We start from the raw sequence: 14,879 nt of genomic DNA on the forward strand, positions 1-14,879 counted from the left end.
AGATACAGTTCTGAAAAGAAGAGAATAAAAAGTTGAAAAGGATGCACAAGGGAAAGACCTTGTGCATCCTTTTTTTGAAGGGAAGGTAGAATAATTAGTTAGATATTTAATTAATATTTGGTGAAAAATATTATATTATTCTTAAAAATAAGATAATTCCTTGACTTAAATCGCGAATAAAAATAGTATAATGGTTAGACATCTAATTATTTTGATGTAATGAAAAAGGAGGAACAGCATGGAAAACCGAAATGAAAAAGATAAACCCTGTCAGATGATTCTGCATCATATGGTACATTTAATAGATTATCAGACGATGCGGGGACTGGAACATTATGGATTAAACATTGGTCAGGCCGGAATTCTTTTTGTTTTATCAAATGGAGGTGCTTTGTCTCAACGTGAACTGGCGGAGAAAATATGTGTAAAACCACCGTCTATGACGGTAGCACTCAGGAAGATGGAAAAGCTTGGATTTGTGCTCAGAAATACAGATTCCCGGGATCAGCGGATTACCAGAATTGAATTGACAGAACGGGGAAAGAGCTGTGTGAAAGAGATAAAAGAGCATATTGATCAGATGGAAGATGTGTTGTTTCAGGGATTTTCTGATGGAGAGCGCATTTTGATGTGCAGAATGCTGAGACAGATGCAGGAGAATCTGATGAATTATAAGGAAATGAAGGATATTTCTATGGACCGCATTATGCGGGAAATGGAAGAATTCAGAGAGGAGTAGATTGGATTTATGGGAAAATTGTTGAAAATACTTAAACCCTATGCGGGAGCAGTGGCAGTGATTCTCTGTGTGCTGATTGTACAGGCCTACTGTGATCTGTCACTTCCGGGATACACGTCTGATATCGTAAATGTGGGAATTCAGCAGGGCGGTGTGGATGAAAAAGTGCCGGAGCAGATTGGTGAGGAGGATCTGGAGAAGCTGCTTTTCTTCATCCCATCGAAAGATCAGGAGAAGGTTCGGGATGCATACGAGGAAGCCAATGCCGGATTGTATGATTATGATGGCACTGTGTGGAAATTAAAAGAGAGTGTGGCGGAGGATGACACGCAGATACAGACATTGGCAGAGATTATGGGAAAACCAATGCTCTTTGTAGCAGGCATGGAATCAGGAAGCGATGTTGCAGAAAGCATGGGCGCCCAGATGCAAAGTCAGACGGAAGGTGCTTCCAGGGACGAAATGCTGGATGAGATATACTCTCAGATGGAGGATATGCCGGAAACTATGGTGGAACAGGCGGCAACTCTTTATATCAAGGAAGTTTATCAGAATCTTGGGATGGATATGGATGATATTCAGAATAAATATATTCTGAGTACGGGAGGAAAAATGCTCCTTCTGGCAGCTCTCGGAATGGCGGCAAGTATTCTGGTTGGTCTGATGGCAGCCAGAGTGGGTGCAAGCGCAGGACGAAAGCTGAGAGGTGATGTTTTCAGAAAAGTGGTAGGATTTTCCAACGGAGAGTTCGATAAATTTTCCACCGCATCACTGATTACCAGAAGTACAAATGATATTCAGCAGATTCAGATGCTGATTGTTATGATCTTAAGAATGGTGCTGTATGCACCGATCATGGCGGCCGGTGGTCTGGTTAAAGTATTCCGTACCAATGTGGATATGTCCTGGATTATCGGGCTTGCCGTAATTCTGATCCTGATGGTGGTGACAGTGCTCTTTATCATTGTAATGCCTAAATTTAAGATCGTACAGAATCTGGTGGACCGTCTGAATCTGGTGTCCAGGGAAATTCTTACCGGCCTTCCGGTTATCCGTGCTTTCAGTACGGAAAAATATGAGGAAAAACGGTTTGACAAAGCCAATATGGACCTGACAAAAGTGAATTTATTTGTGAATCGTGCCATGACTTTCATGATGCCGGTGATGATGCTGATTATGAATGGTATAACGGTTCTGATCGTATGGAGTGGTTCCCACAGCATTAATGATGGAACTATGCAGGTAGGAGATATGATGGCATTTATCCAGTATACGATGCAGATTATTATGTCCTTCCTTATGATCTGTATGATTAGCGTTATGCTGCCGAGAGCGGCTGTTTCTGCTGTCCGTGTGGATGAAGTGCTGCAAAGCACTGCGGCTATCCGTGATCCGGAAAATCCGAAAAACCTTCCCCGGAATGCAATGGGCGAAGTGGGATTTCATCATGTTTCCTTCCGTTATCCGGGGGCGGAGGAGGATGTACTGCATGATCTTACATTTACAGCAAAACCGGGACAGACAACGGCTATCATTGGAAGTACCGGAAGCGGTAAATCCACTTTGATCAATCTGATTCCGAGATTCTACGATGTGACAGAAGGAAGTATTACGATTGATGGTCTGGACGTGCGTGATATGAGTCAGCATGAATTAAGAGACCAGCTCGGCTATGTGCCGCAAAAGGGAGTACTTTTCTCGGGAAATATAGCCTCCAATATTCTTTATGGTAATCCGGAAGGCACGGAGCAGGAGATGATAGAGGCGGCTGAGATTGCTCAGGCTACAGAATTTATTCATACAAAGAAAAAGAAATATGACAGTCCCATATCACAGGGAGGTTCCAATGTGTCCGGCGGTCAGAAACAGAGACTTTCTATTGCCAGAGCCATTGCAAAGCATCCGAAAATTTATATTTTTGACGACAGTTTTTCCGCACTTGACTTTAAGACGGATGTGAAGCTCAGAAGTGCGCTGAAGGAAAAGACAGAAGACAGTACCGTAATTATTGTAGCGCAGCGTATCAGTACGATTCTTCACGCAGAGCAGATCATTGTTCTGGATGATGGGGAAATTGCAGGAATTGGAACACACAGAGAATTACTGAAAAATTGTGATGCTTATTATCAGATCGCTGCATCACAGCTTTCTGAGAAAGAGCTGGAAGCAGATTTGAAGGAGGTGGTCTAAGATGGCAGGAAGAAAGCACGGACCGATGGGAGGTCCTCACGGCGGAATGTCCGGTGAGAAGGCTAAGGATTTCAAAGGCACTATGAAGAAGCTTATCAATTACATGGGCAGATATAAGATTGCTATTTTCTTTGTTATGCTATTTGCTGTCGGTGGCACCATTTTCAGTATAGTAGGACCGAAGATTCTCGGTAAGGCAACGACGGAGATATTTAATGGTCTTGTAAGTAAGGTGTCAGGAGGAAGCGGAATTGATTTTGAGAAGGTTGGCAGGATTTTACTGGGAGTATTGTGTCTGTATCTTGTCAGTGCAGCCTTTTCCTTTGTGCAGGGATACATTATGACAGGGATTTCCCAGAAGATGACATACCGCCTGAGAAAAGAGATTTCTGAGAAGATCAATCGTCTGCCTATGAACTATTTTGATAAAATGACCCATGGAGAGATACTTTCCCGCATTACCAATGATGTGGATACTCTGGGACAAAGTCTGAATCAGAGTGCGACTCAGATGATAACATCTGTAACTACACTGATTGGTGTTCTCGTAATGATGATCAGTATCAGTCCGCTGATGACGGTAGTTGCGCTTCTGATTCTTCCGGTATCCATGGGATTGATTTCTGCGATCGTGAAGCGTTCACAGGGATATTTCAAGAAGCAGCAGGAATATTTGGGTCATATTAACGGGCAGGTTGAGGAGGTCTATGGCGGTCATAATATCGTTAAGGCATTTAACAAAGAAGAGGACATTATCAAAACTTTTGATGATACAAATGAAGAATTATATCATTCTGCATGGAAATCACAGTTTTTGTCAGGTATGATGATGCCGATTATGCAGTTCGTGGGAAATCTGGGCTATGTGGCAGTATCCATCCTGGGGGGTTATCTGGCGATAAAAAAGACCATTGAAGTGGGAGATATTCAGTCCTTTATCCAGTATGTACGCCAGTTTACCCAGCCGATTCAGCAGGTGGCGCAGGTGGCAAATATGCTTCAGTCTACCGCTGCGGCGTCTGAGAGAGTATTTGAATTCCTGGAGGAGACGGAGGAAGATGTTACAGTTCCGAATCCGGTGTCCGTAGAGGGGCTGGAAGGCAGAGTGGAATTGGATCATGTACAGTTCGGTTATAATCCGGATCATACGATTATTCATGATTTCAGTGCAAAGGTTGAGCCGGGACAGAAGATTGCAATTGTGGGTCCTACCGGAGCGGGTAAGACTACGATGATTAAGCTGCTGATGCGTTTTTATGATGTGAACAATGGGGAGATCAGAGTAGACGGTCATAATCTGAGGGACTTTAACAGAAGTGAACTCCGTCAGATGTTTGGAATGGTTCTTCAGGATACGTGGCTGTTTAATGGAACTATTGAAGAAAATATCCGTTATGGAAAACTGGATGCTACTCATGAAGAGGTGGTAGAGGCAGCAAAAGCGGCTCATGTGCACCGCTTTGTACAGACGCTGCCAAGTGGCTATAACATGGTATTAAATGAGGAAGCAAGCAACGTGTCTCAGGGACAGAAACAGCTGCTTACAATTGCAAGAGCAATTCTTGCTGATCCGAAGATTCTGATCCTTGATGAAGCTACCAGTTCTGTGGATACCAGAACGGAAGTGAGGATACAGAAAGCGATGGATAATCTGATGAAGGGCAGAACCAGCTTTGTCATTGCACATCGATTATCTACGATCCGGGATGCTGATATGATTCTTGTTATGAAGGATGGAGACATCATCGAACAGGGTAACCATGAAACACTTCTGGCGCAGAACGGATTTTATGCGGAATTGTACAATGCTCAGTTTGCACACTGATATACGCTCTGCAAGGATTGAATTAAAATAACAGGAGGTTCACGTATGCGTTTTTTTCATCTTTCCGATCTGCATATCGGCAAGCAGCTGCATTATTATAATCTGAAAGAGGATCAGGAAAGGATACTTTCACAGGTGGTGGAAGCAGCGAGGGAATATCGGCCGGATGTAATTGTGATTGCGGGAGATATTTATGATAAATCTGTGCCATCTGCAGTGGCGGTGAGTATTTTTAACCGGTTTCTCACAGAGATTTCAGATATGGATCCGGCGATTCCGGTTTTGATAATCGCGGGAAATCATGATTCTGCCCAGAGGCTGGAGTATGCCAGTTCTATCCTTGACCGTCATCAGATTCATATTGCAGGAATGCCCCCTTCCTCACCAGAGGAGAGATTAAAAAAAATTGCGCTGAAAGATGAGTGGGGAAATGTGAATTTTTATTTGCTCCCATTTGTAAAACCAGGGTATGTTCGTCATTTCATGGAAACCGCGAGTGTGGAAGAAACGGTGAGAGCCCTTTTGGAGCGGGAAAAGATTTCTGTGGATGAGAGAAATGTTATTGTCAGCCATCAGTTTTATACATCCGGGGGAAAAGAGCCAAAGCGCAGTGATTCGGAGTCAATTATTGTGGGCGGACTGGATAATGTGGACACGGCAGTGCTGGAAGCATTTGATTATGCTGCGCTTGGGCATATCCACCGGTCGCAGAGTATAGGCTGTGGCAGTTACTGTGGTACACTTCTTCCGTATTCGGTACAGGAGGCAGAGGACGAGAAGACTCTGGTTATGGTGGAGCTTGGAAAAAAAGGAGAGACTCCGAAGGTACATCATATTCCTCTTCATCCTTTAAGAAAAATTCGTCGGCTTAAAGGAAACTTGGAAGAGGTACTGGGATGTGCGCCGGAAGAAAAGGAAAATTATGTCAGTGTAACCGTTACTGATGAGATAGAGCCTTATCATATGAGGGAGAGGCTGGAGGAAGTCTTTCCTTATCTTCTGGAAGTAAGAGTAGATAATACCAGAACCAGAAATACCCTGGAGGAGATGGAAGTGTTTCCGGATATCACGGATCCTGTGGAAGCTTTTGCTCATTTTTTCCGGGAGATACAGGGCAGAGAAATGAATGAAGAAGAACGTAAGATACTGGAGGAACAGGTATGAGACCAATAAAACTGACCATGTCTGCGTTTGGTTCCTATGCGGGAGTGGAGACCATAGATTTTGAAGATGTGGGCGGAGTATTCCTGATTACCGGAGATACCGGAGCAGGGAAGACCACAATATTCGATGCAATTATGTATGCGCTTTATGACCAGACCAGCGGAGGAAAACGTGACGGTAATATGATGCGAAGCCAGTATGCCAGCCTTCAGACGGAGACTTACGTGGAACTGGAATTTGAATATAAAGGCAAAAATTACAGAATACTTCGCAATCCGGAGTATGAACGTGAGAGCAAACGCCGGGATAAGGATGGAAATCCAAAGAAAACAATAGAGAAATCCCGCGTGACATTATTCCTTCCGGATGGAACGGAATATATGGGGAAAAAACAGGAAACGAACCGAAAAATTGTTGAGATTATCGGATTGGATGCAGCCCAGTTTACGCAGACAGTGATGATTGCTCAGGGGGAATTTCTTCGCCTTCTTCATGCAAAATCCGATGAACGAAAGGAGATATTTTCCCGGATTTTCGACACACGTATTTTTGCGGATATTCAGAAAAATCTTCGGGAGAAGGTAAAAGCTCTGTATGGTGAACTGGCTGACGGAGAGAAGTCGGCGGCTCAGGAACTGTCCCACCTGATTTATTCGGAAAATGTAAACTATGAGAATCTGATGGAAGAAGCTGTCGGTATAGAAGAACGTCTGAGTATCATTGGGAAAATGAATCGGGAAATTGGCAGACGGGAGCGCGAGTGCGGGAAAGAAGGGCAGGATACAGAAAAGATTCTGGAGGAAGTGAACAACAGGATTACTCTTGCTGAGTCAAATAACCGATTGTTTGATTTGCTGGGACAGGCGCAGGAAAAGATAAGGAAAATAGAGGAAAGCAGGAGCGTTCTGAGGAAAAAGGAAGACAGATTAAAACGTGCGGCAAGTGCAGAACGTGTGAGGATTCAAGAGCGGGAGCTGAAGAACGCTTCGACAGTGATTGTACGTCTTGAGAAAGAAATTGCTGATCTTGATAAATGGATTGAGAAGAAAAATGCGGAAAGAGTGTCCGGGGAACAGCTTCTTGACAATATTCGTAAGGCAGAGGAAGCGCAAACCAGACTAAATGAATTATCAGAGACTATGAAATGTCTTGAGGATATCCGTAGGCGGATGAAAACCTTAAGTGCCATGGAGCGGGAGCAGCAAAAAGCCTGTGAGGCTCTCAGAGAGGCAGAACGGCAGTATCTGCTTGCCGGCCAGGAATATCAGAAGATGAATGATGCTTTCCTGGCGGCGCAGGCTGGAGTTCTGGCGGGTGCACTTCGGGAAGGAATGCCCTGTCCGGTCTGTGGCTCCACTCATCATCCGGCTCCGTCTGCGGCTTCGAAGACAGCACCCAGTCAGCAAGATGTCAGGGACGCAAGAAGCAGACGGGATGAAATGGAGAAGAAAAAGGACAGACTGCAGGAAAAATTTGTGCAGAGGCAGCAGGAATTTCGGGTGTTTGAGGAAGTGCTTGTGCGTGATGGAAAACAGAATGTGGGTGAGGATTTTAAATTGGATGAACCTGCTTTGACAGAGAATATAGAGGAAATGTTGATATTTCAAAGGAAGGAGCATGACCGCTGTCAGAAGATGGTGGATACTGTGAAAGGAAAACCATCGGCTGCAAAAGCAGAGGAAGAATTGCGAAAGCTTTCTGAATCCATTCATGTCCGTACAGGTGAGCGAAAAAGTCTGCAGGAACAGTTAAAAGAGTGGACGGACAGAAAAGAAGAGGCTTGCCGGGTATTTTTGCAGGCTTGGAAAGATGAAGGCTTTGAATCTGTAGAATCCTATCGGGCCTCTGAAATGACAGAGGAAGAGCAGGAAGTGGAGAAACAGTGGTGCGTGAAGTACCGGGAAGAAGAAATTCTTGCAAAAGCAGATGTGGAGCGTTACAGTGCGGAAACACAGGGCAGACAGAGGATAGAGACCGATTCTCTCGAACAGGAAAAAAAGATGCTTCGACAGAAAAAAGCAGAACTGGATGAAAGGCAGAAACAACTGTATCGTCAGGGAGAGAATAATCGGACGGTTCAGGAGAATTTGAAACGTATTCTTGGAAAAAATAAGGATCTCAGACAACGATATGCCGTCCTGCAGAATCTGAGTGCGACAGCTAACGGTACCCTTTCGGGAAGTGCAAAGATAGATTTTGAAGCATATGTACAGAGGCAGTATTTTCGTCAGGTAATTCAGTGTGCGAATCAGCGCCTTATAAGGATGACAGATAATCAGTTTGTACTTCGGTGCCGTTCTATGGAGGATTTGGGCAGCAGAGGAAGTGCGGGACTGGATCTGGATGTTTATAGTGTGGTTACCGGAACAGTGCGGGATGTCAAAACCCTTTCCGGAGGAGAATCTTTCATGGCGGCGCTCTCAATGGCTCTGGGGCTCGCTGATGTGATTCAGAACAGAGCCGGGGGAATTCAGTTGAAAACGATGTTTGTAGATGAGGGATTTGGATCTCTTGACGAGTATTCCAGAGAGCAGGCCATCGGAATCTTAAGTGAGCTTGCCGGTGGAGACAGGATGATAGGGATTATCTCTCATGTGGAGGAACTGAAGGAAAGTATAGAACGCAAGCTTCTGGTGACCAGAACAAAGAAAGGAAGTCATGTCAGATGGCTGCTGAGCTGAAAATAATTATATTTATCCGTTGACGCAGAAACGGGCTTGGGATAAGATGAAATAGGAAGAAACTGAAACGAAAAGTATGATTAATACAAATAAAAACAGAAGGAGATAAAGACATGGGAGGATTTTTTGGGGTAGCATCCAAGACAGACTGTACACTTGAATTATTTTATGGAGTAGATTACCATTCTCATCTTGGAACCAGAAGAGGGGGTATGGCAACCCATGGGGAGGCTGGCTTTTCCAGAGCGATTCATAATATTGAAAATTCACCATTCAGAACGAAATTTGATAAAGATGTTAACGAGATGAAAGGAAATCTGGGAATTGGATGTATTTCTGATTTTGAACCGCAGCCTTTACTGATTCAGTCTCATCTTGGCAGCTTTGCCATTACAACGGTAGGAAAGATTAACAATGAGGACGAGCTTTTAAAAGAAGTGTATGCCAATGGCAATACCCATTTTCAGGAGATGACCAACGGACGAATCAATGCAACAGAGCTGGTTGCATCTCTCATTTGTAAGAAAGATACAATTGTAGAGGGTATTCGATATGTGCAGGATATTATTGACGGTTCCATGACTCTTTTGCTTATGACGGAAGAGGGAATCTATGCGGCGAGAGACCGGTATGGAAGAACTCCACTGGTAATCGGAAGGAAGACAGATGCTTTTTGTGTTTCTTTCGAGAGCTTTGCCTATATTAATCTCGGATATGTAGATTATAAAGAATTAGGACCCGGAGAGATCGCTTTCGTTACACCGGAGGCTGTAGAAATTGTCAGCCCTGCACGGGAAGAGATGAAGATATGCTCCTTCCTGTGGGTATATTACGGTTATCCGACTTCTTCTTATGAAGGAGTAAATGTAGAAGAGATGCGTTATAAATGTGGAAGTATGCTGGCAAAGCGTGATGCAGACACTGTTCACCCGGATGTAGTTGCAGGTGTTCCGGATTCCGGTATTGCGCATGCAATCGGATATGCCAATGAATCCGGCATTCCTTATGCAAGACCATTTATTAAGTATACGCCAACCTGGCCGCGTTCTTTTATGCCGACCAATCAGAGTCAGAGAAATCTGATTGCCCGTATGAAGCTGATTCCGGTACAGGCACTGATTGAGAATAAGAAGCTGCTTCTTATTGATGATTCTATTGTTCGCGGAACACAGCTTCGTGAGACTACAGAATTCTTATATCAGAGTGGGGCAAAGGAAGTGCATGTACGTCCGGCATGCCCACCGCTCCTGTATGGATGTAAGTACCTGAACTTCTCACGTTCCAAATCAGAACTTGATCTGATCACAAGAAGAGTGATCAAAGAACGGGAAGGAGACAACTGTCCGAAAGAAGTGCTGGAGGAGTATGCAAACCCATGCAGCTGTCGCTATGCGGAGATGATTGAAGCCATCCGTAAACAACAGAATTTTACTACACTCAGATATCATCGCCTGGATGATCTCATTGAGTCTATTGGCATTGAGCCATGTAAAGTATGTACATACTGTTTTGATGGAAGAGAGTAATTAGCGAAAGGATAAAAAGGAATGGAAGTAAAAGATTTTTACGAGGCACTCGGTGCTGATTATAATGTTATTATTGGACGTCTTCGCAAGGATGACCGGATTAAAAAGTACCTTCTGCTTTTTTTGAAGGATGATAATTTTTCCCTGATGTGTCAGGCAGTAGAGACTATGGATTATGAAAAGATATTTGCGACAGGACACACCCTGAAGGGTATGTCCATGAATCTGGAATTGACTCCCCTGGTTAATGCCGTGGTTGAATTGGTGGAATATGTAAGACCAGGTGTGAGGGATACCTATGATGATGAGAAAATAAAGGTAGATTTCCAGAAAATAGCGGACGCATATCAGAAAACAGTCAATCTGATTGAACAGTTATAGTTCTGAAGTATATTCTGTTGCAGTTTTGTTACACAGACTGTGTTATACTGATTAAAATGAATATCAGTAGTCAAACAGTAATTGAGGAGGTACAAATATGCAGTACGAAATTAAGGGTGAGACATTACCGGTTGTAATCTGCCGATTGGAAAATGGAGAAAAGATGATAACAGAAGGCGGAAGTATGGCGTGGATGTCTCCAAATATGAAAATGGAGACGACAACAGGCGGCGGACTTGGGAAGGCGTTTGGACGGATGCTGGCAGGAGAAAAGATGTTTCAGAACATTTATACAGCCCAGGGTGGAAACGGTCTGATTGCATTTGCATCCAGTTTCCCGGGTTCAATTGAAGCATTTGAGATTAAACCGGGGCATGATATGATTTTCCAGAAATGTGCTTTTCTGGCAGGAGAGGAAGGCGTTCAGATTTCCATGTTCTTTAATAAAAAGTTTTCTTCCGGCCTGTTTGGCGGTGAAGGCTTTATTATGCAGAGATTCAGCGGACAGGGAACCGTTTTTGCAGAATTTGACGGTCATGTGGTAGAGTATGAACTGAAAGCCGGTCAGCAGATTGTCGTAGATACAGGACATCTTGCGGCTATGGATGCAACCTGTAAAATGGAGATTCAGAGTGTACCGGGTGTGAAGAATGCCCTGTTTGGGGGAGAGGGACTTTTCAATACCGTGATAAGCGGACCCGGAAGAGTATGGCTGCAGACGATGCCAATCAGTAATGTGGCGGCTGTAATCAGACCATATATACCAACCGGAAATTAGAATCTGAACGATAAAAGCCAGTGATTTTCATGTCCTTATGTTACCCTGTTTTTGGGCCTTTTAAGCCTGTCGAAAAAGAAAATTTGCATTTTTTGGAATATATGCTATAATAAACGGCGACGCAAAAAATGTTTTGACTACGAAAGAGGGATTAGGCTTAAAAAGTAGGAGGAATGAATATGGCTACAAAAACAGAAACTAAGACAAATAATACAGTTGCGGTGAATGCAGAGCCGGTGAATGTAATTGCAGAACCTGCAAAGAAGGCAGAGCCTGCAAAGAAAGCAGCAGCAACAAAGAAGACTGCAGCGAAGAAAACTACTACAGCAAAGAAGACTACAGCAAAAAAAGAGATGAAGGTAAATGCCGTTGTTCAGTATTACGGACAGCAGGTTGAGGAAAAGACTATTATTGCAAACGTAAAGAAAGCATGGACAAAATCTGCTTCAGGTAATAAGGTCGGAGATATCAAGACTGTAGAGTTGTACATAAAGCCGGAAGAGAATGCAGTTTACTATGTTGTAAACGGAAAAGATTCCGGGGCAGTTGCATTGTTCTAAAAAATAAGTTTGAGGATCCGGAAGTTCGGATCCTCTTTTTTTTGACAATCTAAAAAACTGTGTTTTTGAGATGAAAGTGTGATGTTAAAATGCATTTTGTTATAAAAAATTAAAAAATCAGAAAATAAAAAAATAATATAAAAATATATTGACAAATACAAACTTGGGTGATAATATATAGACATAGAAAAGAAGGAAAGAAATATAAATAAAAAACAAGAAAGGAAGGTACGGACCACCAAAAGCGTAGATTTTATTTAACTCTTATTTTTGGAATTTTGAGGAAGGGAAAATCCGGAAAGCAAAGTAGCAGGAAACATATGAGAATATGAAGTACCGTGAAGTTCATGTGGGAAGGACGATTACCAGAAGAAAGGAAGAAGTATAAGAGGTACAAAAATTAGCCGGCAGGCGGAAAAGAAGAGGTAAAAAGAATGATTGATTCATCAAAGTAGAGATGAGTATCGGTTGAAATAATATTGATACTCATCTCTACTTGTTTTGATAATTGATTATTATATGTATTTGATTCTTTGCATATACAGGGTTTTCTGATATAATAAGGTAAACGGTAGAATATTGAAACAAAGGAGAAAAGTTATGGATGAATTAATGACTATAATGAATGAGCTGGCGAATGCCGATATTAGTCAGATTCGGATTTCAGATGGACAGATGATGATTGCAGCTATTGTTTCTATTGTGATTGCGGCGGTTCTATGTTTTTTTGGTCTGAAGCTGAAACGAGTCCTGGCTGCTTTGACAGGGTTGACAATGGGTGCGATTATAGGAGCAGTTGCAGCAGTAATTGCAGGATTGTCAGGTATGGCTCTTGCAGGTGTGATTTTAGGCTGTGCAGTAGTGGCGGCAATCCTCATGGGAATATTCTATAAGATAGGCATTTTTTTCTGGAGTTTTTCTTCAGTGGTTTTTGTTGCAGGAAGTTTTCTGGATATAAAGCAGATGCTTTTTGCGGTGATTTGTCTGGCGCTGGGATTGATTGCAGCAATTGTGACTATGTTTGTATTTGAACCATTTGTCATTATTATTTCTTCATTAAGTGGTGCAATTTCAATTGGGGTTAATGCTGTGACTTTGCTGGGAATGGACGATAATCTGATCGTACGGCTTATTATTACTCTGATTTTGGCTGTGCTTGGCGTTGGGGTTCAGTTTATGATGCGATCAAGAGAGATAGGGAAGAAAGAAAAGGATTATGCGGATGAATTCCGTGCTACAACATCCATGGAGGCTGAGGTTGAACGTGCCAGACGACTTTTGGATGATGACGATGATGAATAAGAGTCCGTTTTTCGGGACACCTCTTTTGCTATATTTAGACTATAGGAAAAGGGGTGTTTTTTATGTTGAAAAAAATGTGTATAATCTGCTGTCTGGCTGTAGGATTGATTCTGATGTTTCTTGTATCTTTTGTATATGGATTTACAGAGACTACATTACCGGGAAGCATCTATATGTTATTGTGGTTACTGTGTCTGGGAATTGTGTATTATGCCTCCCGTGAGCTGGAGAGGTAGAAGAAGGGAGCTACTGAAGAAAAAACGGGTACACCGATATTCATTTCCTACCCGTCTCCTAAAGAGGCGGGAGTTATCTCTCATCAGGTATACCCGTTAACAGGCTCATTATTGATTTTCCAGAATTGGCAGAGCATTTTGTACTTTTTGAACGCCTGCTCCGATAATTGCATTTGTGCGTTCCAGAGATTCTTTTGCATCTGCAGTAACATCCATTCCGGTGGTTTCCGGTAGTTTCTCCGGTTCATTTACCGGTAAAATATAATACTCAGGATCGTTGTTGGTAAAATAAGCTACCCAGGTCGGAGTGAAATCTGCTTTAGTTATAGAAATCTTGCCTTCGTCATCGCGTTGAATCGTGAGTTCAAGCATGACACCGTCTTCTGTGTGTCCATAAGCAAGCCCGTCCATATATTCTGTTCTTTGATTGGACAGAAGGTTTCCAATTGCATATGCACAAAGCATCTGGTGAGCTCCGTCAGAGCTTGTCAGAAGATCTACAGGCTGAATTACGTGGGGATGGCTGCCAATCAGTGCATCAACGCCCAGATCGCATAATTTCTGTGCCATGGTATCCTGTTCAGCAGATTCTGTGGTCTGATATTCGATTCCCCAATGCATATATACGATGGTAAATTCTACGTCTTCTTCTTTCATTTCGCTCAGTCCGGTTTCAATCTTCTCATAGAAAGAGTCCAGATCCTGAGAATTGAAGGAATTGATCAGCTCAGAACTCTCATCGCTTACGGCAATACCATTGATTGTCTTCTGACCATTTACCCGTTCTGTCTCAAATACATAATTAAAAAATCCAACCTTGATGCCGTTGATTTCCTGAATCAGATAAGGTTTGTCTGCGGTGGTTTTCCTTAATCCTGTGTAAAGAAGGGAATTGGCTGTCATGACATCCATTGTGCGCTGAAGACCGTCATCAAAATTATCATAAATATGATTGTTGGCTAGCAGACACATATCTACTCCATTGTTGGAAAGTGTGGTGGCAACAGAGTCCGGTGAGCAGAACATGGGGTAACCACTATAATTTCCTTCCGTCAATGCTCCCTCAACAGTTGTAACCGTGAAATCAGCTGCCTCATAATCATCTTTAACATAAGTGAAAATGGAATTATAATCATAAGTTCCGTCAGATTTCAAATATTGGGAGGAGGTCAGAAAAGGCTTATGGACTATAATGTCACCGGCCGTTAATATGGTAGCAGTAGCTTCTTTTGCTTTTTCCGTTTCTTCTTTGTCTGTTTCATTCTTAACTGTTACGGAGGAAACCTCTTTTGTTTCTTTGTCCGCAGAATCTTTTTTTCCCTTGAATGCATGACTGATCAGTAGTGAAAGTACCAGAACAATAATGATTGCAAATCCGCCTATGATCAGACGTCTGTAAAGCAGAGCTCTGCGACGACGGGAACGTTTTCTTTTTTTGATGTTCCGGCGCCTCTGCTGGTTTTGATGGTGTTGTGTACTCATATGTATCTCCTGTTC

At 42.9% G+C, this 14,879-nt stretch carries 12 protein-coding genes; 11 read left to right on the forward strand and 1 reads right to left on the reverse strand.

All coding sequences use genetic code 11. From position 1 onward, the window contains the following. The first annotated feature begins 238 nt into the window (after positions 1 to 238). The 11 genes from ACQRCC_RS10155 to ACQRCC_RS10205 all read left to right on the forward strand — a co-directional run bounded on the left by ACQRCC_RS10155 (position 239) and on the right by ACQRCC_RS10205 (position 13,382). Positions 239 to 739: a MarR family winged helix-turn-helix transcriptional regulator gene (locus ACQRCC_RS10155; protein ID WP_427850665.1), complete on the forward strand. Its 501-nt coding sequence runs from the start codon at positions 239 to 241 to the stop codon at positions 737 to 739. A gap of 9 nt (positions 740 to 748) precedes the next feature. Continuing rightward, positions 749 to 2,929, forward strand: a complete 2,181-nt coding sequence (locus ACQRCC_RS10160; RefSeq protein WP_427850666.1) for an ABC transporter ATP-binding protein — start codon at positions 749 to 751, stop codon at positions 2,927 to 2,929. A 1-nt stretch (position 2,930) separates the two neighbouring features. Then, positions 2,931 to 4,754 carry an ABC transporter ATP-binding protein gene (locus ACQRCC_RS10165; RefSeq protein ID WP_427850667.1) on the forward strand — a complete coding sequence of 608 codons (1,824 nt, stop codon included), beginning with the start codon at positions 2,931 to 2,933 and terminating at the stop codon, positions 4,752 to 4,754. A 45-nt stretch (positions 4,755 to 4,799) separates the two neighbouring features. After that, a complete protein-coding gene (locus ACQRCC_RS10170; RefSeq protein WP_427850668.1) occupies positions 4,800 to 5,918 on the forward strand; it encodes an exonuclease SbcCD subunit D in 1,119 nt (372 codons plus the stop codon). Further along, positions 5,915 to 8,599: an AAA family ATPase gene (locus ACQRCC_RS10175; RefSeq protein ID WP_427850669.1), complete on the forward strand. Its 2,685-nt coding sequence runs from the start codon at positions 5,915 to 5,917 to the stop codon at positions 8,597 to 8,599. Before ACQRCC_RS10170 ends, ACQRCC_RS10175 begins: the two co-directional genes overlap by 4 nt. A 113-nt stretch (positions 8,600 to 8,712) precedes the next feature. Beyond that, positions 8,713 to 10,125, forward strand: a complete 1,413-nt coding sequence (locus ACQRCC_RS10180) for an amidophosphoribosyltransferase (protein WP_427850670.1) — start codon at positions 8,713 to 8,715, stop codon at positions 10,123 to 10,125. Positions 10,126 to 10,146: 21 nt separating this feature from the next. After that, complete coding sequence (locus ACQRCC_RS10185) at positions 10,147 to 10,506, forward strand: Hpt domain-containing protein (RefSeq protein ID WP_427850671.1); 360 nt, start codon at positions 10,147 to 10,149, stop codon at positions 10,504 to 10,506. A 97-nt stretch (positions 10,507 to 10,603) separates the two neighbouring features. Then, a complete protein-coding gene (locus ACQRCC_RS10190; RefSeq protein ID WP_427850672.1) occupies positions 10,604 to 11,284 on the forward strand; it encodes a TIGR00266 family protein in 681 nt (226 codons plus the stop codon). 179 nt (positions 11,285 to 11,463) lie between these two features. After that, a complete protein-coding gene (locus ACQRCC_RS10195; RefSeq protein WP_427850673.1) occupies positions 11,464 to 11,844 on the forward strand; it encodes a DUF6465 family protein in 381 nt (126 codons plus the stop codon). 600 nt (positions 11,845 to 12,444) lie between these two features. Beyond that, the gene (locus ACQRCC_RS10200; protein ID WP_427850674.1) at positions 12,445 to 13,146 is read left to right on the forward strand and encodes a hypothetical protein; all 702 of its coding nucleotides are present in this window, start codon (positions 12,445 to 12,447) and stop codon (positions 13,144 to 13,146) included. 62 nt (positions 13,147 to 13,208) lie between these two features. Beyond that, on the forward strand, positions 13,209 to 13,382 hold the full coding sequence (locus ACQRCC_RS10205) for a hypothetical protein (RefSeq protein ID WP_427850675.1): 174 nt from the start codon (positions 13,209 to 13,211) through the stop codon (positions 13,380 to 13,382). Between the two features lie 108 nt (positions 13,383 to 13,490). On the opposite strand, the gene ACQRCC_RS10210 is transcribed toward ACQRCC_RS10205, so the two are convergent. Next, complete coding sequence (locus ACQRCC_RS10210) at positions 13,491 to 14,864, reverse strand: CapA family protein (RefSeq protein ID WP_427850676.1); 1,374 nt, start codon at positions 14,862 to 14,864, stop codon at positions 13,491 to 13,493. Positions 14,865 to 14,879 lie beyond the last annotated feature (15 nt).

This window comes from Sporofaciens sp. SGI.106, from assembly GCF_050314255.1.
GTDB lineage: Bacteria > Bacillota > Clostridia > Lachnospirales > Lachnospiraceae > Claveliimonas.

What these genes read in the sequence shown, in the direction of transcription:
- ACQRCC_RS10175 (WP_427850669.1), top strand. Translation starts at nt 5,915, where the DNA reads ATGAGACCAATAAAACTGACCATGTCTGCGTTTGGTTCCTATGCGGGA.
- ACQRCC_RS10160 (WP_427850666.1), top strand. Translation starts at nt 749, where the DNA reads ATGGGAAAATTGTTGAAAATACTTAAACCCTATGCGGGAGCAGTGGCA.
- ACQRCC_RS10185 (WP_427850671.1), top strand. Translation starts at nt 10,147, where the DNA reads ATGGAAGTAAAAGATTTTTACGAGGCACTCGGTGCTGATTATAATGTT.
- ACQRCC_RS10155 (WP_427850665.1), top strand. Translation starts at nt 239, where the DNA reads ATGGAAAACCGAAATGAAAAAGATAAACCCTGTCAGATGATTCTGCAT.
- ACQRCC_RS10180 (WP_427850670.1), top strand. Translation starts at nt 8,713, where the DNA reads ATGGGAGGATTTTTTGGGGTAGCATCCAAGACAGACTGTACACTTGAA.
- ACQRCC_RS10200 (WP_427850674.1), top strand. Translation starts at nt 12,445, where the DNA reads ATGGATGAATTAATGACTATAATGAATGAGCTGGCGAATGCCGATATT.
- ACQRCC_RS10170 (WP_427850668.1), top strand. Translation starts at nt 4,800, where the DNA reads ATGCGTTTTTTTCATCTTTCCGATCTGCATATCGGCAAGCAGCTGCAT.
- ACQRCC_RS10205 (WP_427850675.1), top strand. Translation starts at nt 13,209, where the DNA reads ATGTTGAAAAAAATGTGTATAATCTGCTGTCTGGCTGTAGGATTGATT.
- ACQRCC_RS10210 (WP_427850676.1), bottom strand. Translation starts at nt 14,864, where the DNA reads ATGAGTACACAACACCATCAAAACCAGCAGAGGCGCCGGAACATCAAA.
- ACQRCC_RS10165 (WP_427850667.1), top strand. Translation starts at nt 2,931, where the DNA reads ATGGCAGGAAGAAAGCACGGACCGATGGGAGGTCCTCACGGCGGAATG.
- ACQRCC_RS10190 (WP_427850672.1), top strand. Translation starts at nt 10,604, where the DNA reads ATGCAGTACGAAATTAAGGGTGAGACATTACCGGTTGTAATCTGCCGA.
- ACQRCC_RS10195 (WP_427850673.1), top strand. Translation starts at nt 11,464, where the DNA reads ATGGCTACAAAAACAGAAACTAAGACAAATAATACAGTTGCGGTGAAT.